This is a genomic window from Actinomadura litoris (genome assembly GCF_009733595.1).
GTDB lineage: Bacteria > Actinomycetota > Actinomycetes > Streptosporangiales > Streptosporangiaceae > Spirillospora > Spirillospora litoris.
Genome location: NZ_WOFH01000005.1, coordinates 127,648 through 150,338 on the forward strand (window position 1 = coordinate 127,648; position 22,691 = coordinate 150,338).

The window sequence follows — 22,691 nt, forward strand, 5'->3', positions numbered from 1 at the left end:
ACCGTTTCGGACCGGGCGGTGCGAGCGAGGCCGAGGATTCATGATGGCTCACCAAGGGGATGGCGACCTGCGGCGCTACGCCGTGATCGGCGAGCGGCTGGGCGAGGAGTTCGAAGGGGTGCACGCGGACGAGACGGTGGCCCGCTGCGTGTCCGCCGCGCGGTACGGAGCCGAGGAGGTCACCGGGGCGGCGCCGCCCGAACTCGTCGAACGGATCGCGCGGCGGCATCTGGAGGTGCTCGCCACGGTGGCGGCCGAGAAGCGGCGCCGGGCGCGCCGGTCCTCCCTCGACAACGCGCCATGACGGTCGGGCCCGTCCCGCTCGTGGTCTGAGGAGTCACGCCAACGCGCCATAGTCCTTGCTTTGCCGGTGATGCGGGCTGTGCGAAACTGAACCGGGGTTCGTGACGCTCCGGGAGGCAGCCTTGCCCGCAGGGAAGTACATGACAGCGGCCGCCGCGGCCTCGGTGCCCGCGGCGGGTTCGCCGGCCGCCCTCGTCCCGGCGCTCGGCTGAGGCCCGGATGAGGCTCGTCACCCCCGGCGACTCCGCCCCCGCGTCCGTCAACAAGTACCTCCTCCCGCACGAGAACCAGGTCATCACCGTCCGGCGGCACCCGGCGGTGCTGATGGTGCCGGTCGGGTTCCTGCTCGGCGGTCTGATCGTCGCGAGCATCCTGAGCAACACCGCCGGGGGCGGCGGCTCGGCCATCTCGTGGATCTGGTGGGCCTGGCTGATCCTGCTCGCCTGGTTCGTCTGGCGGGTCGCGGAGTGGTCGGTCGACTACTTTGTGATCACCAACCAGCGCATGCTGCTGACCACCGGCCTCATCACGCGCAAGGTGGCGATGATGCCGCTGGCCAAGGTGACCGACATGAGCTTCAAGCGCACGATCGCCGGACGCATGCTCGGCTACGGCGAGTTCGTGCTGGAGTCCGCCGGTCAGGACCAGGCCCTGTCCACCGTCGAGTACCTCCCCTACCCCGAGCAGCTCTACCTGGAGGTATGCGAGATGATCTTCCCCAACAAGAACCCCTCGGACGACTGACCGCACGGCCATGCGACCCGCGTTCCGCTCGGCGAGCGCCACGCGGGACGAGCGAGCCGCGCCTCCGAGGGCCGATCGGCCTGCGGTTTTCCACGAGGACGGGCCGGTATCCCGGGTTTCCCGGCGATCTTGGGGGGATCGTCGGATACGGTCGGAGTCGAAAGGCGTCGCGCTCGCCGGGGGTCCCGGCGGGCCGCCGACCCGTCCGCAGGCCGCGCGCAGGGGCGCGGCAGGACAGCGCGGACGGACGCGGCGGGCCGCGCGGGGGCGGCCCCAACCGCCGTCGAACCGGCACCGCGCGGCGCTCGAACCACCGGTCCAAGGGGGGTGGACAGGTCTGAACGCGCGGGTGCTTGTCTTGCCGCTTCATTACTCTCGATGTGCGATAACCCGCAATGTGCAATCATGTCGGCACCCCAGCCGCCTGATTACTTCCGCTAAGTGAGTCCACATGCCGGGTCCAGGCAACGTCGGCGAACGTGTCCGCAACCTGCGGCTGACCAGACGCTTGTCGCAGGCACAGCTCGCCGGTCACGACCTTTCCGACAGCTACATCTCATTGATCGAGTCCGGTAAGCGCACGCCGACGCCGACCGTGCTGCGAATGCTGGCCGAGCGCCTCGGCTGCACTCCGGAGTACCTCGCCGAGGGCGTCGAGCCGGAGCAGCGCGCCCATCTGGAGGTGCGGGAGCGCCATGCGCACCTCGCGCTGCTGGGCGGCGACCCCGTGACCGCCGAGGCGGGCTTCGACGAGGTGATCGCGCGCAGCGACGACCAGGAGCTGACGGCGCGCGCCCGCTGGGGCCGCGCCCGCGCCCTGGAGGAGCTCGGCCGCACCGACGAGGCCATCGCGCTGTTCGAGGAGCTGCGCGAGCAGGCCGAGCGGGATCCGGGCCGCGCGAGCTGGCTGCCGCCGGTGATCGCGCTGGCCCGCTGCTACCACGCGGTCGGCGACCTCGGCCAGGCGATCGCGCTCGGCGAGCGCGCCATGGAGCGGCTGCGGCGGCTCGGCCTCGGCGTGGGCCAGGAGCACACCGAGGCGGGCCGGATCCTCCTGCTCGCCTATGTGGATCGCTCCGACCCGCGGCGCGCCCACGAGATCGGGCGGCGGCTGCTGTTCCCCGAGGTGCCGGGGGACGTCTCGTCCACCAGCGCCTCCTACCAGCGGGCCAGCCTCCTCGCGCTGGACGAGGGCACGATCGGCGATTCGCTGTACTTCGCCGACCAGGCACTGGCGGCGCGCGGCGACGGCCTTCCCGTCCAGACGCACGCGCGGCTGCATCTGGCGGCGGCAAAGGCGCTGCTCAGGGGCGTCCCGCCGTTCTCGGACGCGGCGCCCTCGCCGCTTCCGGGGGACGCCGGCGGGGTGGTCCCCACGTCCGGCGAGTACAGCGGGACGGGTCTGCCGGGCATCGAGCGGCCCCGCGCGGAGGGGACGAGGGAGAGCGCGCAGGAGGCGCTCGGACTTCTCCAGGGCGCCGCCGACCTCAGGGGCGCCGAGGCGACCGAGAGCGTCATAGCCAAGGCGCGCGCGCTCGTGCTGGTGGGCGAGGTGGACCAGGCGATCGTCCTGCTGGAGGAGTTCATCGACGCGGGCATGGCGCTCGCGCCGCCGGGCAACGGACCCCGTCCGGTGCCCGCGCCGCCCGACAACGAGCTCGTCGCGCGTAGCCAGCGCACCGTCCTGGCCCGGCTGGTCCTGGCGCGGGCCCGTGTCGCCCAGGGCGACCCCGGCGCCGCCCAGGCCGTCCTCAGGGCCGCCTCGGAGCAGCTCACGACCCTTCCGGCCGGGCGTCCGGCCGCCCATCTCTACCGTGAGCTGGGCGAGATGTACGAGCTCGTGCGCAGCAACGACGACGCCGCGGCGGCCTACCGCCGGGCACTGGAGGCCGCCGGCCTGCACCCCGCGCGGGCGCAGGAGGCGACCAGCGACCTCGGACGCGTCTGACCGTCCCTGGTTGGTGACACTGGACCCCGGAATAAATCCTGGGTACCAGTGTTCCTAACATAGAGACATGGGATGACCGGATGTCGCTGTGACGGGCGGCACCCGGTGTTCCGGACCGCAGCCGACCGAGGGGGACCGTTGACCCTGCGCACCGCCCGCCGCTCGTCGCTGGTCGACCAGGTGATCGAGCAGCTCAGGAGCGAGATCACCGGTGGGACCTGGCCGCTGGGCGCGAAGATCCCGGCCGAGCCGGTGCTGTCGGAGACCCTCGGCGTCGGCCGCAACACCGTCCGGGAGGCGGTGCGCGCCCTCACCCACGCCGGGCTCCTGGAGAGCCGCCAGGGCGACGGGACGTACGTGCGCGCCGTCAGCGAGCTGTCCGGCGCCGTCCGGCGGCGCCTGGAGACGGCGGAGCTGGTCGAGATCCTGGAGGTCAGGCGCGGGTTCGAGGTCGAGGCCGCCCGGCTCGCCGCCGAGCGCAGGACGCCGGAGGACATCGCCGCGATCACCACCGCGCTCGCCGGGCGGAACGCGGCCTGGGCGGCGGGCGACCACGCCGTCTTCGTCGAGGCCGACCTCGCGTTCCACACCGCCGTCGTCGACGCCACCCACAACCGGGTGCTGACCGACCTCTACCGCGACTTCAGCGCGGCGCTCCGCGCCAGCATCGGCGCCGCCGGGATCCTCCTGGAGCACGCCGACGTCCCGCACGGCCCCATCGCCTCCGCCATCGAGGCCGGGGACGTGACGGCCGCCACGGCCGCGACGCATGCGTGTCTGGACCAGATCCTGGCCTCGACGAAACCCCGCGTCCGCACCACTTGAAGGGACGCCCCCGCCGGGACGTCCGTGCCGCCTCCGGCTTCCGCGATCGCCAGATCTCCTAGCGCCGCCGAGTAGCCCGCCTGCGCCTCGGCACGCCCGGGATCGTTCGTGCGGCCCTCCGAAACCGAAGACCTGCCCAGTTCGACGCGCCATGACGGCGCATGACGAAGGTGAAATGACTACCTCGGCCATGACCCCGACCACCCGCGTCTCGCGCGCCACGGCCGCCTGGTCGCTCGCCGGCCTGGTGCTGCTGACGATCAACCTGCGCGCCGCGATCACCGGCGTCTCGCCGCTGCTCGGCGATCTGCGCGACGCGCTCTCGCTCTCGGGCGTGCAGGTCAGCGTGCTGACCACGCTCCCGGTGCTGTGCCTCGGCCTGTTCGCGTCGCTGGCGCCGGTGCTCGCGCGCCGGGTGGGGGCGGAGGTCGCCATCGCCGGATCGCTCGTGATGATCACGGCGGGGATCGTGGTCAGGGTCGTCCCGTCGCCGGTCGCGCTCTACCTTGGAACGGTCCTGGCCGGGGCGGGGATCGCGATGGGCAACGTGCTGATGCCCGCCGTCATCAAGCGCGCCTTCCCCGAGCGCGTCGGGTCGCTGACCGGCCTCGCGATGATGCTGATGGCCGCGAGCGGCGCCGTCGCGGCCGGGCTCGCCGTGCCGCTGGACGCGGCGGGCGGCTGGCGGCTCGCGCTCGCGGTGTGGGCCGTCCCGTCGCTGATCGCCGCGCTGACCTGGGGGCCTCTGGCCCGCGGCGCCCGCCGCGACCGCCCCCGGCAGGAAGGCGCCCCCCGCGCGGCCCGCGCCGGCGGAACGCTGCTGCGCTCGGCCAAGGCGTGGTTCGTGGCCGCGTTCATGGGCCTGGCGTCGCTGATGTTCTACGTGCTGATGTCATGGTTGCCGGAGATCATGCGGGACGCGGGATACGCGCCCGCGACGGCCGGGATGATGGTCTCGGCCATGCTGATCGTCGGTATCCCGCTCGGGTTCCTCGTCCCGGTGTTCGCCGCGCGGCTGCGCGACCAGCGTGCCCTCGTCGTCGCCGTGGCGGCGACGATGGTCGTCGGGATCCTCGGGCTGCTGGCCGCGCCCGAGGCCGGCTGGGTCTGGGTGCTCACGCTCGGCGTCGGGACCGGCAGCGCGTTCCCGCTCGCCTACACGCTGCTGAGCCTGCGGTCGCCGAGCCCCTCGGTCGCCGCGCGGCTGTCCGGGATGGCCCAGACCGGCGGCTACCTCCTCGCCGCGGCGGGGCCGCTGGCCGTGGGCGTCCTGCACAGCGTCACGGGCGGCTGGGAGGTCTCGCTCGTCCTCCTGCTCGCGCTCGTGGTGCCCGAGCTGGTCTTCGGCCTGCTGGCCGCGCGACCCGGGTTCGTGCGGCCGAGCCCGGACCGGGTGGAGCACCTGGTCGAGGCCAAGGAGATCAGGCTCCCCGAGCCCGCCAGGGCCCGCTGAGGCTCCAAGCCGTCCGTGCGACCGTGGCCTCAGAGTTCGAGCTTGAACCCCTCGTGGCTCCGGACGAAGCCGAGCGAATCGTAGAAGCGGTGCGCGCCGTCGCGGCGGCGATCGCTGGTCAGCTGCATCAACGTGCAGCCCCGCGAACGCGCGCGGTCGATGGTGTGGCGGAGCAGGAGACGCCCGAGCCCGGCGCCGCGCCGGTCGGCCCTGATCCGGACGGCCTCCACATGCGCGCGTTCCTGCCCGTGCCGTCCCAGGCCCGGGATGTAGGTGACCTGGAGGCAGCCCACGGCGGCGCCGCCGTCGTCGAGGACGAGAATCTCGTTGCGCGGGTCGGCGTCGACGGTCTCGAACGCGCGGACGTACGCCTCGTCCACCGTCGCGACGCCGTCGGTGAGCAGCGCGACGATGTCCGCGAGGTCGGCACGGACGGCCGGACGGACGATCACCCGTGCATGTCCACGGCGTCGAGGTCCAGGACCCGCGCGTGCAGGACGACCCGCTGGTGCAGCGCGGCGCGCAGGGCGCGGTGCAGGCCGTCCTCCAGGTAGAGCTCGCCCTTCCACTGGACGACGTGCGGGAACAGGTCGCCGTAGAAGGTGGAGTCCTTCGCCAGGAGCGACTGGAGGTCGAGCTCGCGTTTGGTGCTGACGAGCTGGTCGAGGCGGACCTGGCGGGGCGGGATCTTGGCCCAGTCCCGGGACGAGAGTCCGTGCTCGGGATAGGGCCTTCCGTCACCCACCGCCTTGAAGATCACGCCCTGAGTCTACGGGGTCGCATGGGGCCGGAGAAGGCACGGCAACTGAAGGGGTCACCGGGTTTCGCGAATCCGGTAAACCACTGACACCGCCACTCGGCGACGCGGTGAATAACTACGTCGCCGTGGCCGCGTCCAGCCCGGCCCCGCCGCGCCCGAGAGGGTCGCCCAGATCACACCCGGCCCTTCTTGGCCGCGTCGAGGAAGGCCCTCCAATCCGCCGTTCCGAAGCGCAGCACGCCCGCACCGGGAGCCTTGGAGTCCCGGACCAGAAAGGCGCCCCGTCCATCCCGGGCTATTTCGACGCAGTCCTGGCCGTCCCCGCTGTGCCTGCTCTTTCGCCAGGTGGGGCCCGATGGGGTGGGCGTGATCAAGCTGGGTCTCCGATCCGTGGTGGTCGTGGGGGGCGTCCTACATCTCGTCCGCGGCGCGGCGGATGAAGGCGCTGGATTCGTCCGGGGGGATCGCCCGTTCGCGGAGCTGCTCGAAGGCGAGATGGTAGCGGTAGACCTCCATCTCGTCCTCCACGTAGACGCTTCCCCGGAGAAGTTCCACAAAGACCATATCGGTCTGCGGATGGGGGAATTTGAGCGTGATGAATGATCCGGCCATCGCGGCGTGCGCGCCGGCGTCGAACGGCAGCACCTGGATCACCACGTTCGGCATCTCGGCGAGCGCGGACAGATGTTCGAGCTGCGCCTTCATGACCGCCGGGCCGCCCACGCGCCGCCGGATGGCCGCCTCGTCCAGCACGACGTGCAGATCGACGGGCGGCTCCTCACGCAGGCGCCGCTGCCTGCGCAGCCGGACGTCCACCCGCCTCTCGACCCTGCCCGGGGCGGGGTCGACGACCATGCCGATCAGGGCGCGGGCGTACTCCTCGGTCTGCAGGAGCCCGTTCAGGGACTGCGCGCTGTAGCAGCGCAGGGCCTGGGTCTCGGCTTCGAGGCCGATGTAGTCGGCGTAGTCGCTGCCGACATCGGGGAAGGCGTCCCACCAGCCGCGTTCCTCGGCCCCCCGCGCCATCGCGAGCAGCCGCTCGCGGTGGCTGCCGGTGACGTGGTAGAGGTCGATGAGCTTGCCGAGGTCGCCGGGCCGGACGAGCGTGGCCGCCGTCTCGACCCGCGACACCTTGGCGCTGGACCACCCGAGGCTGCCGGCGACCTCCTCGCCCGTCAGCCCCTCGATCTCGCGCAGCCTGCGGAGTTCGCGGGCGAGCTGCCGCGCCCGCACCGGTGGTGAGCGGCGTTCTGCCATATGGACCTCCGCCAGGCAGCCGACTGCTATGTTGCAAGGCTGCAAGCAATACTACGTGAAAGCTTGCATGTATCGCTACGTTCCCGCATGCTGAGACTTGGGGAGTGGGGCCCTGTGGCCTCGGGAGGCGAGAGCCTTGGCGATACCGGCACCAGAGCACGCACGTCCGGCGCGGGCGTGACCGCGGATGGACGAGCGAAACGGCATGATCGCGGGGGAGCCGCGTCCGGACGAGGGGCGGCTCGGCTACCACTTCCTCGCCGCCGTCGACATCGAGGGCTTCAGCCGCCTCCACACCCTCGAACAGGTGCGGACCCAGCGCGCGCTGAGCGTCGCGCTGGACGCCGCCGCGCACGCGGCCGGCCTCGACCGGCACCGCTGGACGATCCAGGTCACCGGCGACGGCGAGCTCGCCGTCCTGCCGCCCGGAATCGACGGGCCGCGCCTCGTCGCCGACTACCCGCACGAACTCGCCGACGCTCTAGCCGCCGTGAACCGGACCCGGCACCCGGCATCGCCCCCGTCCGCGCCCCGGCTGCGGGTGCGGCTCGCCCTGCACCACGGCCCCGTCGCCGACGGCCACCTCGGCCCGGCCGGCAGCGGCCCCATCGTGATCTCGCGCCTGCTCGACCTCGACCCCCTGCGCGCCGAGCTGTCCCGCCAGGAGGACGAGGACCTCGCCCTGATCGTCTCCCCCGCCCTCTACGACGACGTGGTCAGGAGCCGTTTCCGCGGCCTCGATCCGGAGGGCTTCTATCCGGTGGAGCAGATGGTCAAGGGCGTGCGGCACCTCGGCTACATCCGCGGCGGCCGGGAGCCGTCCGCTCCCGCCGCCCGTCCGCGCGCGGGCCCGCCGCGGACGCCGGTTCCCCTATTCTCTCTCGGCCGAAGGGGACGGACAATCCCGGCGCCGCAATGACCGGCGGGCGAACTCTTGCCGAGCGGACAATACCGGGATAGAACTCGATCAGGGACGAGACTCCGGTATGTGTTCGAACCCCGGCACCATCCGGTCCGGGGTCCTTTTGGCTGAGAGGGATGTAATGTCGGCTCCTGATTGGTCCACCGCCGCGTGGCGCAAGAGCGCTCGCAGCAACGGTATCGGCAACTGCGTCGAGGTCGCGGCATCCGGCGACATGATCGGTGTCCGCGACTCCAAGGACATCTCCGGGGGCGTGGTGCTCGTCTTCGCCAAGGACGACTGGTCGGCGTTCACCGGCACCGTCAAGGCGGCTCGCGCCCGCCACTGAAACGCTCCCTCCCCCGGTTTTCGTCCGCCCCCCGCTGATCAAGCGCGGTCCCTGCGGCCATCACCGGCGAATCCGGAGTACGTTCGCGGCTTGGACGTGTCATTCGTTGGGGGCACGTCCAAGCCGCGTTTCGTCCTGCCGCCATGCGGAGTCTCTGAACGATCATAGTTTTGGCCGCACGCCCACAACAGGAAGGCGAAAACGTTTGATCCCAACCGAGCTGTAAGGCCCAAAAACGGAACCGGAAGATCCCGCCATCGGGCCGCGCCGTCGGCTCGGCCGGCCCACCGGCCCGCCCCGACCGGGTGGCGGCGGCAGCCGGGGTATAGCTTGCAGCAAAGGCATCGGCAGAGCCCCATCGGCAGGGCCCCACCGGAGGCAGGCGCTTCATGGCTGAGTTCAAGGTCTTCCCCGATCCCGCCTCGCTCGCGCGGGAGGTCGCGGCGAGAGCGATAAGGGAGATCGACGAATCCGCCGGCGAGAATGGCGCGGCGACCTGGGTGCTGGCGGGCGGCAGCACTCCGGCGGCGGCCTATCGCATCATCGCCGAACACGCGGCGGACGTCGCCTGGGACCGCGTCAGCGTCATCATGGGCGACGAGCGATGCGTGCCGCTCGACCACCCCGACTCCAACTGGCGCCAGGCGGTCGACCTGCTGCTCTCCAAGGTCCCGATCCCCGAGTCCGGTCGGACGCCGCCTCCCGTGCACCTGCCGCCGGCCGAGGCCGCCGCCGAATACGCGAACGTCCTGGGCGCCCTCCCCGGGCAAACGGAATTCGGCCCCCGCCTCGACCATGTCTGGCTCGGCATGGGAGAGGACGGCCATTGCCTCTCCCTCTTCCCCGGCCACCCGGAACTCGACGTCACGGAACCGAGCGTCATTCCCGTCCTCGATTCCCCCAAGCCGCCGCCGGCCCGCATCACCCTCACCCTCGGCGCGCTCCGCGCGACCCGGAACTGCCTGATCATCGCGGCGGGCGCGGGCAAGGCCGCCGCCGTCGCCGCGGCGCGATCGGGCGACCTGGACCTTCCGGTGGCACTGGCCGCCCACACCATCGAAGAAGCGGGCGGAACAGTCACCTGGCTCCTGGACGAGGCCGCCGCGGGAAACTAGCCGGTCACCGCGCCGAGAGCCGAATCAGGGCCGGACGACCCTCGGACGCTCGACCGTGCCGGGAAGGTCGGTGACCTCCCAGGCCGCCTCGATCATCTGGAAGATCTCGTTCAGCGCGGCGTCCGGATCGGCCGCCTCGCGGGCCAGGGAGAAGGCGTCGATCGCGAACCTGGCGATCGTCCGGCAGGACGTCGTGGAGTCCGGCAGGCCGAACCCGGCGGCCATGGCCGCCGCCAGCGATTCCGCGTGGCGCAGCCGCATCGCGCTCTCGTACTGCCGCAGGGCGGGTGACCCGTCGATCATCTCCCAGATCGGGAGGGCGCCCTCGGCCCCGCAGTGCGCGACCAGGGCCTCGATCTCGCGGCGCAGCGCGGGGATGAGCCCTTCGTGCGGCGCCCGGTCGGTGACGGCCCGGACGAGGCGCAGCTCGAAGTCCTCGTCCTGCTCGAACACCAGGGCCTCTTTCGAGGCGAAGTGGGAGAACAGCGTGGTGACGGCCACGTCGGCCTCGGCGGCCACGTCGCGGATGCCCACCGCGTCGTAACCGCGCTCCAGGAAGAGCCGCAGGGCCGCGTCGGCGATCTTCTGGCGGGTCGCGGCCTTCTTGCGCTCGCGACGTCCGGGCACCGTCATGGCCTGATGCTACCAGATCCAAAACTGAATCAAGTGCTAAAAGCTAACCGTTAGTGCTATCGTCGGCCGCATGAAGAAAGTGATCTACACAGAGTTCGGCGGTCCTGACGTCCTGCGACTCCTGGACGCCGAGGAGCCCCACGCGGGCCCCGGCGAGGTGCGCGTCGCCGTGCGGGCGGCGGGGGTGAACCCCGTCGACTGGCGGCTCCGAGAGGGCCAGGTCCTGGGCGCCCACCCGATCACCCTGCCCGCCGGTGTGGGGCTGGACGCCGCCGGCGTGGTGGACGAGGTCGGCGACGGCGTCGAAGGCGTCGCGGTCGGCGACCAGGTGTTCGGCGAGGGGACCGACACCTACGCCGAGTTCTCCGTGCTGTCCGGCTGGGCCCGTATGCCCGCGGGCCTGACGTTCGAGGAGGCGGCCGGCTACCCCTCCGTGGTGGAGACCGCGCTGCGCGTCATCCGCGAGGTCGGCGTGCAACCGGGGCAGACGCTGCTGGTCAGCGGCGCGGCCGGGGGAGTCGGGTCCGCGGTGCTGCAGATCGCCCGCGACCGGGGCATCACGGTGATCGGCACGGCCGGCGCCGAGAACCAGGACTACGTGCGCGGCCTGGGCGCCGTCGCCACGACGTACGGCGCGGGCTGGGTCGAGCGGGTGCGCGGGCTCGGCAGGCCCGATGCCGCGCTCGACCTGGCCGGCGCGGGCGTGATCGGTGACCTCGTCGAGTTGGCCGGCGACCCGCGGAAGGTCGTCACCATCGCCGACCTCGACGCGCCCAGGCTCGGTGTCCGGTTCTCCAACCAGGCCGGGAGCATGAAGGACGCGCTGGCGGAGGCCGTCCGGCTCATCTCGGACGGCGGGCTCCACATCCCCGTCCAGAAGTCGTACACGCTGGGCGAGGCCGCGGCCGCGCACATCGACAGCCGCTCCGGCCACACCCGCGGCCGCCGGGTGATCCTCATCTGACACCCCGCCGTAAAGGCCGTGAGCGCGCCCCCGAGTCGCCTCGGGGGCGCGTGGTGCACACGAGGGCCGGCCGCCCTCACACCACGTCGAGGAACCGGAGCACGGCCAGCACCCTGCGGTGGTCGGCGTCGGCCTTGGGCAGGTCCAGCTTGGCGAAGATGTTGTTGATGTGCTTGGCGACGGCGCTGTCGCTGATCACCAGACCCGCCGCGATGCCCGCGTTGGAGCGTCCGCTCGCCATGAGCTCCAGGACCTCGTGCTCCCGCCGAGTGAGGCGGTCGAGCGGACCGCTGTGTCGGCGGAGGAGGAGCTGCGAGACGACCTGCGGGTCGAGCGCCGTGCCCCCGGCCGCGACCCGGCGGACGGAGTCGGCGAACTCCTCGACGTCCGCGACCCGTTGCTTGAGCAGGTACCCGATCTTCGAGGTGTTGGCGGCGAGCAGATCGGTGGCGTACCGCTCCTCCACGTACTGCGAGAGGAGCAGCACCGCCGTGTCCGGCCACCGGCGGCGGATCACGGTGGCGGCGCGCACGCCCTCGTCGGTGAAGTCGGGGGGCATGCGCACGTCCACCACGGCGATGTCGGGGCGGTGCTCGGCGACGGCCGCGAGCAGCGCCTCACCGTCTTCCACCTGGGCGGCCACCTCGAAGCCCGCCATCTCCAGCACCTTGACCACTCCGATCCTGAGCAGGACGGAATCCTCGGCTATCACGGCGCGCACGGCAGCTCCACGGTGATGACGGTCGGCCCCCCGAGGGGGCTGTGGCAGGTGAACGTGCCATCGACGGACGCGGCGCGCTTGGCGAGGCCCGCGAGCCCGGTACCTCCGGACGGTCCCGCGCCGCCCACCCCGTCGTCGGCGATGACGACCACCAGTGTCCCGCCTCTCCGCTCGACGGTGACCTCCGCCTTCGACGCCCGGGCGTGCTTGACCACGTTCGTCAGCGCCTCGGAGACGGTGAAGTACGCGACGGCCTCGGCGGTCGCCGGCGGACGGGTCGCCAGGTCCACCGAGAGCCGGACGGGGATGGGCGCGCGGGCCGCGACGCCCGACAGGGCGGCGTCGAGCCCGCGGTCGTCGAGGACGGCCGGGTGCAGCCCGCGCACGAGATCGTTCAGCTCGGCGACGGCCTGCTTCGCCTCGGTGTGGGCGTCGTCGATCACCCGGCGCGCCTCCGCGGAGAGGTCGGTGAGCGTCGCCCTGGCGATCCCGAGGTTGACCGCCAGCGCCACCAGCCGCTGCTGGGCGCCGTCGTGCAGGTCGCGCTCGATCCGGCGCCGCTCGGCGTCGGCCGCGTCGACGACGCCCGCGCGGCTCTCGGTGAGGTCCTCGACCCTGCGTTGCAGTCGCTCGGCCCGGGTCTGACCCAGCAGGACGTTGGCCACCCCGGCCTCCAGCCGCGCCACACGCCCGGTCAGCCACGGCATCACCGCCGTCAGGGCGAGGCCGCCCGCCGTGATGTAGGCGGCCTGTGTCGTGTATCCGACCTGGGTCAGCCGCTGCTCGGGCGGCAGCGCCCAGATCCACACGTAGATGCTCGCCGCGGCGAATCCCGCCGCCCACAGGACGAGCACGGCGGCCTCCACCGGGGCGAGGAGCGGGCCCACCAGACCGTGGTAGGCGATCTGCCGCCAGGCGCCCGGTGATCGCAACCACTGGATCGGGTGCCGCAGCGCCGGCCGTCCCGTCCTCGGCGGCACTTGGAGCGCGCCCGGCCCGCGCAGCGTCCGGTACCTCCACCGCTGCACCGCCGTCAGAACCCCGGCCGAGACGATCAGGAGCGCCGCCGGGAGCGGGGCGAACCCCGGCACCACCACCGCCAGGCCCACCAGCCAGACCCACAGCGCCACCGCGACGAGGTGCGGTGGCAGGCCCGCCGCGACGAAGGCCGTCGAGCGTCCCGCTTCCCGGAACGGCCGCCGCAGGGACTCCGGCGGGTGAAGCGCGAAAGGCATGGGCACGACAGTAAAGCCCCAGGACATGGCGGAGCCATGGCGCCCGTGCCCGCATCGGGGTGCGGTTTTCCGCACCCCGAGCCGGGCCGGACGCCCCGCCCGGTGCCGGTGCCGGTGCCGCACGCGTCGAAGCACCCCGATGGCGGGCGCGGCGGTCAGGAGATCGACATGCCGCCGTCGATGCACAGCACCTGGCCGGTCATGTAGTCGGCGTCCAGCAGCAGCTCGACACCGCGCGCCACCTCGCCGGCGGTGCCCATGCGGCCGAACGCGGTCCGGGCCACGAGCGCGGCGCCGACCTCGGCGGGCACGGTCTCGGTGAGCGCGGAGGCCATCAGTCCGGGGGACAGCGCGTTGACCGTCACCTTCCACCGACCGCACTCCAGGGCCAGGCTCCGCGTCATCCCCAGCACTCCGGCCTTGGAGGCCGAGTAGGCCGTCTGGCCCCGGCTGCCGATGAGCGCGGCGGGCGAGACGACGTTGATGACGCGTCCCCAGCGGGCCCCCACCATGTCCGGGAGCACCGCCCGGCAGGTGTGGAAGGTGCCGATCAGGTTGACGGCGATGGTCTGCGTCCAGTCGTCGACGGACTGCATGGCCATGAGCCCGTCGCGGCGGATCGCGCCCGCGTTGACGAGCACGCTGATCGGACCCAGTTCGGCGCGCACCCGGGCCACCATGGCCTGCGTGGCGGCCCAGTCGGCGACGTCCGCCCGCACGAGCACGCTGGGCCCGCCGAGTTCGGCCGCGACCTCGCGGGCGCGGTCCTCACCGGAGGCGTGGTGCAGCGCCAGCCGGTAGCCGCGCTCGTCGAGGACGCGCGCCACGGCGGCGCCGAGCGCGCCCGAGGCGCCGGTGACGAGGGCGACGCGGCCGTCGCTGCCCGGCGGTGCCATCAGATCGGCGCTCCCGGCGCCCCGCACAGGCCGTGGGCGCTCCGTGCCGAGGCGAAGCCTCCGATGGTCATCGCATCCACTCCGAACTCATGAGATACGGGACAGCCCTCCAAGCGCGGCCGACCCCCTGGCGCCGCGTACGGGCGCCTCGCCAGCGGGTTCCCTGCGGTTCCGCTACCGGCCGGGCTCGTCGGCGGCGTCCACCACGAACCGCTCGGCCGCCGCCGCGTCGACCCCGAGCGAGGTCAGCAGCCCGGTGCCGTTCTCCTCCTCCAGCAGCCCCAGCAGGACGTGGCCGGTGCCGACGCCGTCGTCGTCGAGCCGCAGCGCCGTCCTGAAGGTCAGTTCGAGCGCCTTCTTCGCGGGGGCGCTGTAGGGAATCATCACCGGGTCGGCGTCGCCGCGCGGCGGCAGGGTCGCCACCGCCGTGTCCCGCGCCCGGTCCGGGTCGACGCCCTGGGCCCGCAGCGCGGCGACCGCGGTGCCGTCGGTGCCGAGCAGGCCGAGGACGAGGTGCGCGGGCACGATCTCGGCGTTGCCCGCCTGCTTGGCCTCGTTCATGCCCGCGACGACCGCCTTGTGGGCGGGCCGGGTGAGCTTCTCGAAGGCGGGCGGGCCGGCGGCGGGGGGCTTGGCGACGAAGCGGCTCTGGACGGCCTGCTTGGTGACGCCCATCGCGCGCCCGATGTCGGTCCAGGACGCCCCGGAGCGGCGGGCCTGGCCGACGAAGTGGTCGAGGAGGCGGTCGGAGACCTCGCCGATGTGGTCGGCCATCCGCACCGCTGCGGTCAACCGGTCGAGGGCGCCGGTGTCGTCCGTGGCGATCGCCGTGATCAGGTCGTCGAGCCTGACCGGCGGAGTGCTCTGGGTCATGTCGTCAGCCTTCGTTGTCGATCCGCTGGCGTCAAGGTGAAGTTGACGATCCATCGCCGGAGGTGCGCGACCCATCGCCGGAGGCGCGTGCGCCGCGGTCGGCGGGCGGCGAGCCCCGATATGCGTCGAACACCTGCTCGGGGCCGCCGCGCTCGCCTCCCGGGCACGCGCGACGGCCGGTGCGCCTACCAGGTGATCGGCATTTCGGCCGGGCCGAATGCCTGGATCGAGTGGTACTTGTACGTCAGCTCCGATTCGGGCACCGCCAGCGCGAGCGTGGGGATCCGCTCGAACAGCATCGTGTAGACGATCTCCAGCAGGTCCGGCACCATGCGGTTGGCCGGGCACCGGTGCGGCCCGTGGCCGAACGCCAGGTGCTTGACGGGCTCCTCCCGCATGAGGTCGAGCCGGTTGGGGTGCGGGCACACCGCCGGGTCGCGGTTGACGGGGAACATCGGCAGGGCCAGGCCGTCGCCCGCCTTGACCAGCGTGTCGCCGATGAGCACGTCCTCCGTCGCCAGCCGCATCGGGGTGCCGTCGTTGACCGAGAAGAACCGGAGCATCTCCTCCACCGCGATGGTCAGCCGGTCCGGGTCGGCGAGCAGCGTCACCCGCTCCTGCGGATGGTTCAGCAGGGTGAGCACGCCCAGCGAGATCATCGTGGCGACCGAGTTGTGGATGCCCTGGGCGTTCGCCAGCATCATGGGCGCCAGCCTGAACCAGTCGACCTCGCCGTGCTCGTCGCGCTCCCTCATGATGAGGCGGCTCATCATGTCGTCGCCGAGGTTGTTCGCCTTCTCCTTCAGGACGTCCATGGCGTGGCCGTTCAGTCGCGCGGCCATCGCCTCCTCCTCGTCCTCGCTGGAGAGCAGGAGGTTCCGGACGTTGTCCCGCATCTCATGCAGTTCGGCCGCCGGAATTCCGAGGACCATCTCCTGGAGCCGCCAGGCGACCGGGAACGACAGTTCCGACACCAGGTCGACCGGCTTCTCCCCGCGCTCCAGCAGGGCGTCGATCTTCTCGCTCGTGGCGGCCCGCATGAGCGGACGCATTTTGGCGAGCGCGCGCGGGGCGAATTCCTGGAGGATCGACCTCTTCTTCTCCATGTGCGCCGGGCCGTCCAAATTGATCATGAACGGCGCGCAGTACTTCAACTTGTTCAGCGCGCTCGGCGTCAGCTTCGGGAAGTCGGGCCGCAGCTTGTCCGAGCTGAACCGCGGGTCGGAGAGCACGAGCCGGGCGTACTCGGGCCGCACCACCATCCACGCCAGTTTTCCGGTGGGCAGCGTCACCCGGCCGATGCCGCGCTCCCGCAGCGTCTCGTACTCGGCCGGCAGCACGCCGGGCTCTTGTCGCCGGATGGGGAAGGTCGGTAGCTCCGTCATGCTATGCCTCCGCGGTCCAGTGGTAGAAACGGGTGGCCAGTGAATGGCTGTTCGGGTCATAGGGCGGAATGATCCGCGTCAGGTCGTCGACGAGTTGCAGGAAACGGGGATCCCCGTCCGTCCACACCTTGCTGATCGCCTCGATGCTGTTGGAATCGGAGAAGTCCTGGATGTGCAGGTAGACCCCGCGCCACAGATAGATCTGGCGGCGCAGCGTGCCCATGCTCTGCGGGATGTCGGTCGCATCCGATTCCGCGAAAAGGCGCGCCACCTCGGGGATGTGCTCCCGCAGCTGCTTGTTCACGATGATCGCGCTGTAGGTCTGCTCCAGGTTCTCCAGCCGCTCGGCCGGCCACAGATAGAAGCGCTCGGCCTCCCGCTGGTCGTGCGGGCCGTCCCATTCATCGGTCGCGGTGTAGTCGCCGAAATAGGCCGAGAGGCGCTCGTTCAGACGCGCGCACCGGGGATCGGTGGTCGCCGCCTGGTACGCCTCGGCCGCGTCCGCGACGTCCCAGTCCTGTAGGTGGATGTAGAGATCGCTGTAGGTGAAGACCTGCCTGCGGCGCAGTTGGGGCAGCTCGGACGCGACCTCGCCGTCGAACTCCTGGAAGATCTTCTTGACATCGGGGATGTCATCACTGTCGAACGTGCCGACGGCGACGGTGCTCGGCATAGGCGTCTCCTCACGGTTCGCTGATGGAACTGCGCCGCGTCACGGACCCCGCGGGGTTCGCTTCAAGGTCGCGGCCAAGACTGCGCTCGCGCCTTCGACGCCGGATCGACGACGAATAGATGACCGGTTCGCGCCCTCCGCGGGCCGCGTGGCGGGCTCGACGGGTCCTCGAACCGAGGTCGAACGGCGCCGGACATCGTCGGGGCGACGGTTCCGAACCCGCGACGGTTGTGAGGTGTCTGGTCGTGCCGAGCACGCAGCAGCAAATTGACCACGGCGTGGTCGTCGACGCCGGCTATGAGACGGTGTTCGACCTGGTGGCCGACGTCGGGCGCTGGCCGCAGTTCCACCTTTCCGCCGTGCACGCGGAAGTGCTCCACAGCAACGAGAAGGGCGACCTGATCCAGCACTGGGCGCTGGACGGCGACTCCACCGTCCGCACCTGGCGGACGGTGCGCCGCTCCGACCGGGCCGGACGCCGCATCACGTTCTCCTACATGGACGCCGATCCGCCGGACACCGAGGTTCGCGGCGAATGGGTGTTCACCGAACTGGCGCCGGACCGGACCCGCGTCGAACTGCGGCACACCATCGAGGGACCGGCCCGCGCCGATCTCGGCCCGCTGCTGGACGGGATCGGCCTGGACGGCAAGGAGCATCTCGACACGCTGCGCGACACGGCGGAACGGCGCGCCGAACTCGACGACCTCGTCGTCTCCTTCACCGACCCGCTCTTCATCGCGGGCTCCGTCGAGGACGCCTACGAATATCTCTACCGGGCGGACCTGTGGCCCGAGCGCATCCCGCACGTGGTGGGGCTCGACCTGACCGAGGACGTGCCGAACGTCCAGTTCTTCGACATGGACACCAAAAGCCCGGACGGCACCACGCATTCCGTCCGCTCGGTGCGGATCTGCCTGCCGCCCAACCTGATCGTGTACAAGCAGATCTCGCTGCCCGCCGTTCTGGACGCGCACACCGGTCACTGGCGGTTCACCGAGACGCGGGAGGGCGTCGTCGCCGAGTCCCGGCACAGCAGCACGATCAAGCCCTCGGCGGTGTCGCAGCTCGGCGGCGGGACGGTCGACGGCGCACGCCGGTACCTGCGGCGCCTGCTGAGCGGCCACAGCATGACCAACCTCCGCCTCACCAAGACGTTCGCGGAGGAGCGCGCCGGTCTCCGACCGGGTACGGACCGTTGAACCGACAGGAAACCGCTGAGTCAGGAGGGGTCATGGCCGAGGAGACGACCGCGAGAGGCGGGGGGATCTGGGCGGCCGCCGATCTGCTGACGCCGATGGCCGTCCGGGTGGCGGCGACGCTGCGGCTGGCCGACCACATCGCCGCGGGCACCCGAACGGCGCGGGCACTGGCCGAGGCCGTGCACGCCGACCAGGACGTGCTCGGACGCCTGCTGGACCATCTGGTGACCGCCGGAGTGCTGTCGAGCACGGGGGAAGGCGCCTATGACCTGACGGACATGGGCGGCCACCTCCGGGACGGGGAGCCCGAGGGGATGCGGTCGGTGCTCGACATCGAGGGCGCCATCGGGCACGCCGAGTTGAGTCTCATCCATCTGCTGCACACGGTCCGCACCGGCGAGCCGGCGTTCCCGCAGCAGTACGGCCTGACGTTCTGGGAGGACCTCTCGGCCGACGACGGGCGCGCCGAGTCGTTCGACGCGCTGATGGGCGCCCGGCTGGCGGCGCACGCGCCCGCCGTGGCCACCGCGTACCCCTGGGGAAGCCTGCGCCATGTCATCGACGTCGGCGGTGGCGACGGCAGCATGCTGATCGCCATCCTCCAGGCCCACGGCGAGCTGCGCGGGACGGTCCTCGACCTGCCCGGCCCCGTCCGCCGCGCTGGGAAGGCCATCGCCGCGGCCGGTCTCGACCACCGCGCCGACACCGTGGCCGGCAGCTTCTTCGACGAGCTTCCCACCGGGGCGGACGGCTATCTGCTGTCGAGCATCCTGCACAACTGGGACGACGCGTCGGCCGCCCGCATCTTGCGGCGCTGCGCCGACGCCGCGTCCACGTCTACGTCCGCGTCCGTGTCCACGGGCGCGGGCACGGGCACGGGCGGCAGCGTGCTCGTCGTCGACTACTTCACCGACCAGAGCGTCATGACCGAAGGCGACCTCCGCATGCTCTGCTACTTCGGAGGCAGGCAGCACAGCATCGAGCAGCTCGGCGAACTGGCCGGGGCCACCGGCCTCAAAATCGCCTCGATCATGCCCGCCGGACGCCTCTCCGTCGTCGAGCTGCGCGCGTCCGGCTGAGGCGTCACATCACGGGCGACCTGGTTTCGACGCGGTCACCCGGCCGGGCGTGAACCGCCGTTCCCGGTTTTCGTCAGGAACCGGGCCTGCACCCCGTCCAGGAGTATCGCCAGCCCGTTCTCGAACCGTTCGTCGGCCTCGCCGATCTCCGAGGCCCGCATCATCTCGCTCAGATGGGGGAACTCGCCGGTCGCGATCATGGACTTCAGATACGGCCCCATGCGCAGCCGCCAGGCATGGCGGTCGACGCCGGACCGGTGAGCGGTCGCCCGCTCGGTCAACTCGGCCTGCACGGTGCCGCTGACCCAGGAGTGGAGCAGGTTCAGCACGTCGAGCGTCTCGTCCATGCCGAGCCCGCCGCCGGCGAGCAGGGCGAGATCGCGCTCCATGCCGCGCAGGAGGTTGGGGCCCATGACCGGGCGGGTGCCGAGGAGCGGGGCGAGCCAGGGATGCCGCAGGAAGGTCTGCCTGCGGCGGCGGGCCAGGGCCGTCAGATCGGCGCGGACGTCACCGGTCGGCTCCTGCGGCTCGAAGCCCGTCGCCTGGTCGATCATCACCGTGTACAGGTCTTCCTTGGCCGGCAGGTACCGGTACAGGGTCATCGTGCCGGTGCCGAGCCTCTTGGCGATCGTCCGCATCGACGCGGCCTCGATGCCCTCGGCGTCCGCGATCTCGATCGCCGCCTCGGCGATCTGCTCGCGGCTGTGCTGGGGCGCCGGACCTCGCGTGGGCTTGTCCGCCCGCATCCAGATGATGGGTTCCGAGTCCGACACGACGACCATCGTACGCGCGCGGTTCCGCCTGTTGCGTGCGTCGCTCGCGGCTGGTTATGTTGAAACCGCGTACATTGTACTCGGTCAGGAGGTGCTCCATGGATGACGCGATCGTGCACACCAGCCGGCTGCGGAAGCAGTTCGGGGAAGTCGCCGCGCTGACCGGCCTGGACCTGATGGTGCCCTCGAACATCATCTATGGCCTGCTCGGCCCGAAAGGCGCCGGCAAGAGCACCGCCGTGCAGATCCTGAGCACGCTGACCAAGCCCACCGGCGGACGGGCCGTCGTCGCCGGATTCGATGTGGCCCGGTACCCCGAGGAGGTCCGGAAAATGATCGGGATCGCCGGTCAGGACGCCTCCCTCGACGACAGGCTGACGGCCCGGGAGAACCTGCGGATCTTCGGCCGCCGGTCGCGGCTGGGCACGCGCGGCGCCCGGCGGCGCGCGGACGAGCTGTTGGAACGGTTCGATCTCGCTCAGGCGGGCGACCGTCCGGTCGGCGGCTACCCCGGCGGCAGGCGCCGCCTGGTGCACCTGCTCGCGAGCCTGCTGCCCGGCCCCGCCGTGCTCCTGCTCGACGAGCCCACCAAGGGGCTCGACGTCCGGAGCCGCCGGGCGATCTGGGCGAGCGTCCGCCAGCTGGTGGCCGACGGGACCACGGTCCTGCTCGCCACCCAGTACCTGGACGAGGTGGACCAGCTCGCCTCGGCCGTCGGCGTGATCGACCACGGCAACCTGATCGCCGAAGGCGGACCGGCCCAGCTCAAGTCCCAGATCGGCAGGCACATCGACGTCGTGGTGGAGGCCGCCGAGCACCTGCCGTGCGCCATGGCGCTGCTGGAGAGGATCACCGGCCGGTGCCCGGAGGCGGACGGCCTGCACATCGTCGTCGCCGCCGTCGACGCGGTGCCGACCGTGCCGCAGATCGTGCGCGAACTCGACGCGTCCGGCGCCGTGATCCGCACCATCGGGATTCGCGAGCCGAGCCTCGACGACGTCGTCCTGTCCCTGACCGGCAAGAACGCCCCACCGGCGGAACCGGTCGGGTGCGTCGCAGGCGGGACGGGAGCGCGGTTCCCGGCTCAGGAGGGGCACTGATGCGGGTCGTCATCGTCGGAGGTGGGACCGTCGGGCTGTGCACCGGCGTCATGCTCGCCCGCCACGGGATCTCCGTCCACGTACTGGAGCGCAGGACGCGGGCCGACGACCATCCGAGGGCGTTCGGCGTCAACGACCGGTCGGCGGAGATCCTGCGCGAGGCCGGTATCGAGATCGAGACGGAGGAGCGCGCCCGGGGCCTGATGAGCGGTCCCAGCCTGGCCGAGGCGAAGGCCGTCACCGCCCGGTTCGAGCCGCCGGAGATCGGACCGGCGAGGCTGGGAAGCTGCCCGCAGGACCGGGTCGACCGGGCCGCGGCGGCGCGGCTGCGGGAACTGGGCGGCACGGTGGAGTTCGGCGGCGAGGTGGTCGCGGTCGCCGATGGCGCCGTCACGACGTCCGACGGCAGGACCGTCACGGCCGACCATGTGATCGCCGCCGACGGCGGCCGCAGCACGGTCCGGGACCTGCTCGGCATCGGCGTGACCGGGCCGGGCGCGATCGGCACCGGCCACATGCTCAACGTGCTGTTCCGCGCCGAACTGCCGGCCCCGCCGTCCTCCATGACGTTCCTGCGCAACGAGCGGGCGTCCGGAACCCTGATGAAGGTCGACGCGAGCCGCTGGGTCTTCCACATACCGAACGGCGACCCGAACACGCCCACCGAGCGGATCCGGCAGACGATCAGGGACGCCACCGGGGTCCCCGATGCCGAGCCGGAGATCATCAGCCTGCTGCCCTGGTCGGCACGGGCCCAGGTGGCCGACAGCTTCAGGCGGGGGAACGTCTTCCTCGTCGGCGACGCGGCGCACGTGGTGCCCCCGGTCGGCGGTTTCGGGCTCAACATGGGCATCGCCGACGCCCACAACCTGGCGTGGAAGCTGGCCGCCGGCGGTGACGGGCTGCTCGACACCTACGACGCCGAGCGCCGGGCGGTCGCGCTGTTCACCATGCGGCAGTCCATGATCCGCCTCCGCAACCGCGACCTGCACTGGGACACCGATCCGGGCCGGGCCGCCGACCGCGCGGCCGTCGGCATGGCGGACCTCATGATCCCCGTGGTCGGGTACCGGTACGAGTCGCGCGCGATCATCGCCCCGGAACCGCTCGCTGACCTGCGGAGCCTCACACTGGACGGGGCGCCGGGCAGCCGCCTGCCGCACCGCTGGCTCCCGGACGGGCGGTCCACGGTCGACCTCGTGGACGGCTTCACGCTGATCACCGGGACCGCGGGCGACCACTGGCTGGAGGCCGCGCGGAAGCTGGGGATCACGGCGCACGCGGTCGACCGGTGGGCCGAGGCCGCCGACATCCGCGAGGACGGCGCCGTGCTCGTCCGTCCCGACGGCTTCGTCGGCTGGCGTGTGGCCACGACGCGAAACACCGCGGCCACCGGCGGGCAGCAGTTGCGGGACGCACTCGACCGGATCCTCTGCCGCCGGTAGGACGACCGCCACCGCACACAAGGACGCGCACCGCCGGACGCGATCGCACCGCGTCCG

At 71.9% G+C, this 22,691-nt stretch carries 25 protein-coding genes; 13 read left to right on the forward strand and 12 right to left on the reverse strand.

Annotation, left to right across the window (positions count from 1 at the left end; translation table 11 throughout):
* Nucleotides 1-43: 43 nt before the first annotated feature.
* The 5 genes from GNZ18_RS15355 to GNZ18_RS15375 all read left to right on the forward strand — a co-directional run bounded on the left by GNZ18_RS15355 (nt 44) and on the right by GNZ18_RS15375 (nt 5,273).
* Nucleotides 44-304: a hypothetical protein gene (locus GNZ18_RS15355; RefSeq protein ID WP_156217158.1), complete on the forward strand. Its 261-nt coding sequence runs from the start codon at nt 44-46 to the stop codon at nt 302-304.
* 218 nt (nt 305-522) lie between these two features.
* Entirely contained in the window at nt 523-1,047 is a 525-nt protein-coding gene (locus GNZ18_RS15360) for a PH domain-containing protein (protein ID WP_156217159.1), read from the forward strand.
* Between the two features lie 451 nt (nt 1,048-1,498).
* Nucleotides 1,499-2,995 carry a helix-turn-helix transcriptional regulator gene (locus tag GNZ18_RS15365; protein ID WP_156217160.1) on the forward strand — a complete coding sequence of 499 codons (1,497 nt, stop codon included), beginning with the start codon at nt 1,499-1,501 and terminating at the stop codon, nt 2,993-2,995.
* A gap of 138 nt (nt 2,996-3,133) precedes the next feature.
* On the forward strand, nt 3,134-3,820 hold the full coding sequence (locus GNZ18_RS15370; protein WP_156217161.1) for a FadR/GntR family transcriptional regulator: 687 nt from the start codon (nt 3,134-3,136) through the stop codon (nt 3,818-3,820).
* Nucleotides 3,821-4,010: 190 nt separating this feature from the next.
* Complete coding sequence (locus tag GNZ18_RS15375) at nt 4,011-5,273, forward strand: CynX/NimT family MFS transporter (protein ID WP_156217162.1); 1,263 nt, start codon at nt 4,011-4,013, stop codon at nt 5,271-5,273.
* 29 nt (nt 5,274-5,302) lie between these two features.
* Here the strand turns inward: GNZ18_RS15375 and GNZ18_RS15380 are convergent, their stop codons facing one another.
* From GNZ18_RS15380 to GNZ18_RS15395, 4 genes are all read right to left on the reverse strand, one after another.
* A complete protein-coding gene (locus GNZ18_RS15380; RefSeq protein ID WP_312874545.1) occupies nt 5,303-5,725 on the reverse strand; it encodes a GNAT family N-acetyltransferase in 423 nt (140 codons plus the stop codon).
* Nucleotides 5,722-6,033: a type II toxin-antitoxin system VapB family antitoxin gene (locus GNZ18_RS15385; protein WP_214615646.1), complete on the reverse strand. Its 312-nt coding sequence runs from the start codon at nt 6,031-6,033 to the stop codon at nt 5,722-5,724. Before GNZ18_RS15385 ends, GNZ18_RS15380 begins: the two co-directional genes overlap by 4 nt.
* A 173-nt stretch (nt 6,034-6,206) precedes the next feature.
* Entirely contained in the window at nt 6,207-6,407 is a 201-nt protein-coding gene (locus tag GNZ18_RS15390) for a DUF397 domain-containing protein (RefSeq protein WP_156217163.1), read from the reverse strand.
* A gap of 37 nt (nt 6,408-6,444) precedes the next feature.
* Nucleotides 6,445-7,290, reverse strand: coding sequence for a helix-turn-helix domain-containing protein (locus tag GNZ18_RS15395; protein ID WP_156217164.1), 846 nt, complete (start codon nt 7,288-7,290; stop codon nt 6,445-6,447).
* Nucleotides 7,291-7,477: 187 nt separating this feature from the next.
* Here GNZ18_RS15395 and GNZ18_RS15400 point away from each other — a divergent pair, with 187 nt between their 5' ends.
* The 3 genes from GNZ18_RS15400 to pgl all read left to right on the forward strand — a co-directional run bounded on the left by GNZ18_RS15400 (nt 7,478) and on the right by pgl (nt 9,655).
* Nucleotides 7,478-8,209: a hypothetical protein gene (locus GNZ18_RS15400; protein WP_156217165.1), complete on the forward strand. Its 732-nt coding sequence runs from the start codon at nt 7,478-7,480 to the stop codon at nt 8,207-8,209.
* Nucleotides 8,210-8,333: 124 nt separating this feature from the next.
* Nucleotides 8,334-8,540: a DUF397 domain-containing protein gene (locus GNZ18_RS15405; RefSeq protein WP_156217166.1), complete on the forward strand. Its 207-nt coding sequence runs from the start codon at nt 8,334-8,336 to the stop codon at nt 8,538-8,540.
* Between the two features lie 389 nt (nt 8,541-8,929).
* Complete coding sequence (gene pgl / locus GNZ18_RS15410) at nt 8,930-9,655, forward strand: 6-phosphogluconolactonase (RefSeq protein ID WP_156217167.1); 726 nt, start codon at nt 8,930-8,932, stop codon at nt 9,653-9,655.
* Nucleotides 9,656-9,679: 24 nt separating this feature from the next.
* Here the strand turns inward: pgl and GNZ18_RS15415 are convergent, their stop codons facing one another.
* Nucleotides 9,680-10,288 (reverse strand): TetR/AcrR family transcriptional regulator, encoded by a 609-nt coding sequence (locus GNZ18_RS15415; RefSeq protein ID WP_156217168.1) that lies wholly within the window; start codon nt 10,286-10,288, stop codon nt 9,680-9,682.
* 70 nt (nt 10,289-10,358) lie between these two features.
* On the opposite strand from GNZ18_RS15415, the gene GNZ18_RS15420 reads away from it, so the two are divergent.
* Nucleotides 10,359-11,252, forward strand: coding sequence for an NADP-dependent oxidoreductase (locus GNZ18_RS15420; protein WP_156217169.1), 894 nt, complete (start codon nt 10,359-10,361; stop codon nt 11,250-11,252).
* Between the two features lie 76 nt (nt 11,253-11,328).
* On the opposite strand, the gene GNZ18_RS42175 is transcribed toward GNZ18_RS15420, so the two are convergent.
* The 6 genes from GNZ18_RS42175 to GNZ18_RS15450 all read right to left on the reverse strand — a co-directional run bounded on the left by GNZ18_RS42175 (nt 11,329) and on the right by GNZ18_RS15450 (nt 17,035).
* A complete protein-coding gene (locus GNZ18_RS42175; protein ID WP_308165816.1) occupies nt 11,329-11,973 on the reverse strand; it encodes a response regulator in 645 nt (214 codons plus the stop codon).
* Complete coding sequence (locus tag GNZ18_RS42180; RefSeq protein WP_156217170.1) at nt 11,961-13,208, reverse strand: sensor histidine kinase; 1,248 nt, start codon at nt 13,206-13,208, stop codon at nt 11,961-11,963. Before GNZ18_RS42180 ends, GNZ18_RS42175 begins: the two co-directional genes overlap by 13 nt.
* Nucleotides 13,209-13,363: 155 nt before the next feature.
* The gene (locus GNZ18_RS15435) at nt 13,364-14,104 is read right to left on the reverse strand and encodes an SDR family NAD(P)-dependent oxidoreductase (RefSeq protein WP_156217171.1); all 741 of its coding nucleotides are present in this window, start codon (nt 14,102-14,104) and stop codon (nt 13,364-13,366) included.
* A gap of 174 nt (nt 14,105-14,278) precedes the next feature.
* Nucleotides 14,279-14,977, reverse strand: coding sequence for a Clp protease N-terminal domain-containing protein (locus GNZ18_RS15440; protein WP_156217172.1), 699 nt, complete (start codon nt 14,975-14,977; stop codon nt 14,279-14,281).
* 185 nt (nt 14,978-15,162) lie between these two features.
* On the reverse strand, nt 15,163-16,362 hold the full coding sequence (locus GNZ18_RS15445) for a cytochrome P450 (protein ID WP_156217173.1): 1,200 nt from the start codon (nt 16,360-16,362) through the stop codon (nt 15,163-15,165).
* A 1-nt stretch (nt 16,363) separates the two neighbouring features.
* Nucleotides 16,364-17,035, reverse strand: a complete 672-nt coding sequence (locus GNZ18_RS15450) for a TcmI family type II polyketide cyclase (RefSeq protein ID WP_156217174.1) — start codon at nt 17,033-17,035, stop codon at nt 16,364-16,366.
* 245 nt (nt 17,036-17,280) lie between these two features.
* On the opposite strand from GNZ18_RS15450, the gene GNZ18_RS15455 reads away from it, so the two are divergent.
* Nucleotides 17,281-18,237 carry an aromatase/cyclase gene (locus tag GNZ18_RS15455; protein WP_214615641.1) on the forward strand — a complete coding sequence of 319 codons (957 nt, stop codon included), beginning with the start codon at nt 17,281-17,283 and terminating at the stop codon, nt 18,235-18,237.
* A gap of 32 nt (nt 18,238-18,269) precedes the next feature.
* Nucleotides 18,270-19,316, forward strand: a complete 1,047-nt coding sequence (locus GNZ18_RS15460) for a methyltransferase (RefSeq protein ID WP_156217176.1) — start codon at nt 18,270-18,272, stop codon at nt 19,314-19,316.
* A gap of 35 nt (nt 19,317-19,351) precedes the next feature.
* Here the strand turns inward: GNZ18_RS15460 and GNZ18_RS15465 are convergent, their stop codons facing one another.
* The gene (locus GNZ18_RS15465) at nt 19,352-20,089 is read right to left on the reverse strand and encodes a TetR/AcrR family transcriptional regulator (protein ID WP_216651306.1); all 738 of its coding nucleotides are present in this window, start codon (nt 20,087-20,089) and stop codon (nt 19,352-19,354) included.
* A gap of 98 nt (nt 20,090-20,187) precedes the next feature.
* On the opposite strand from GNZ18_RS15465, the gene GNZ18_RS15470 reads away from it, so the two are divergent.
* Both GNZ18_RS15470 and GNZ18_RS15475 read left to right on the forward strand, forming a co-directional pair.
* Nucleotides 20,188-21,189 (forward strand): ATP-binding cassette domain-containing protein, encoded by a 1,002-nt coding sequence (locus tag GNZ18_RS15470; RefSeq protein ID WP_156217177.1) that lies wholly within the window; start codon nt 20,188-20,190, stop codon nt 21,187-21,189.
* Nucleotides 21,189-22,634, forward strand: a complete 1,446-nt coding sequence (locus tag GNZ18_RS15475) for an FAD-dependent monooxygenase (protein WP_156217178.1) — start codon at nt 21,189-21,191, stop codon at nt 22,632-22,634. Before GNZ18_RS15470 ends, GNZ18_RS15475 begins: the two co-directional genes overlap by 1 nt.
* The last annotated feature ends 57 nt before the right edge of the window (nt 22,635-22,691 follow it).

Excerpts from the sequence above, each read along its gene's own strand:
- GNZ18_RS15420 (WP_156217169.1), top strand. The coding sequence starts at position 10,359 with ATGAAGAAAGTGATCTACACAGAGTTCGGCGGTCCTGACGTCCTGCGA.
- GNZ18_RS15450 (WP_156217174.1), bottom strand. The coding sequence starts at position 17,035 with ATGCCGAGCACCGTCGCCGTCGGCACGTTCGACAGTGATGACATCCCC.
- GNZ18_RS15470 (WP_156217177.1), top strand. The coding sequence starts at position 20,188 with ATGGATGACGCGATCGTGCACACCAGCCGGCTGCGGAAGCAGTTCGGG.
- GNZ18_RS15360 (WP_156217159.1), top strand. The coding sequence starts at position 523 with ATGAGGCTCGTCACCCCCGGCGACTCCGCCCCCGCGTCCGTCAACAAG.
- GNZ18_RS15365 (WP_156217160.1), top strand. The coding sequence starts at position 1,499 with ATGCCGGGTCCAGGCAACGTCGGCGAACGTGTCCGCAACCTGCGGCTG.
- GNZ18_RS15375 (WP_156217162.1), top strand. The coding sequence starts at position 4,011 with ATGACCCCGACCACCCGCGTCTCGCGCGCCACGGCCGCCTGGTCGCTC.
- GNZ18_RS15440 (WP_156217172.1), bottom strand. The coding sequence starts at position 14,977 with ATGACCCAGAGCACTCCGCCGGTCAGGCTCGACGACCTGATCACGGCG.
- GNZ18_RS15395 (WP_156217164.1), bottom strand. The coding sequence starts at position 7,290 with ATGGCAGAACGCCGCTCACCACCGGTGCGGGCGCGGCAGCTCGCCCGC.
- GNZ18_RS15355 (WP_156217158.1), top strand. The coding sequence starts at position 44 with ATGGCTCACCAAGGGGATGGCGACCTGCGGCGCTACGCCGTGATCGGC.
- GNZ18_RS15435 (WP_156217171.1), bottom strand. The coding sequence starts at position 14,104 with ATGGCACCGCCGGGCAGCGACGGCCGCGTCGCCCTCGTCACCGGCGCC.
- pgl (WP_156217167.1), top strand. The coding sequence starts at position 8,930 with ATGGCTGAGTTCAAGGTCTTCCCCGATCCCGCCTCGCTCGCGCGGGAG.
- GNZ18_RS15460 (WP_156217176.1), top strand. The coding sequence starts at position 18,270 with ATGGCCGAGGAGACGACCGCGAGAGGCGGGGGGATCTGGGCGGCCGCC.
- GNZ18_RS15475 (WP_156217178.1), top strand. The coding sequence starts at position 21,189 with ATGCGGGTCGTCATCGTCGGAGGTGGGACCGTCGGGCTGTGCACCGGC.
- GNZ18_RS15405 (WP_156217166.1), top strand. The coding sequence starts at position 8,334 with ATGTCGGCTCCTGATTGGTCCACCGCCGCGTGGCGCAAGAGCGCTCGC.
- GNZ18_RS15400 (WP_156217165.1), top strand. The coding sequence starts at position 7,478 with ATGGACGAGCGAAACGGCATGATCGCGGGGGAGCCGCGTCCGGACGAG.
- GNZ18_RS15445 (WP_156217173.1), bottom strand. The coding sequence starts at position 16,362 with ATGACGGAGCTACCGACCTTCCCCATCCGGCGACAAGAGCCCGGCGTG.
- GNZ18_RS15415 (WP_156217168.1), bottom strand. The coding sequence starts at position 10,288 with ATGACGGTGCCCGGACGTCGCGAGCGCAAGAAGGCCGCGACCCGCCAG.
- GNZ18_RS42180 (WP_156217170.1), bottom strand. The coding sequence starts at position 13,208 with ATGCCTTTCGCGCTTCACCCGCCGGAGTCCCTGCGGCGGCCGTTCCGG.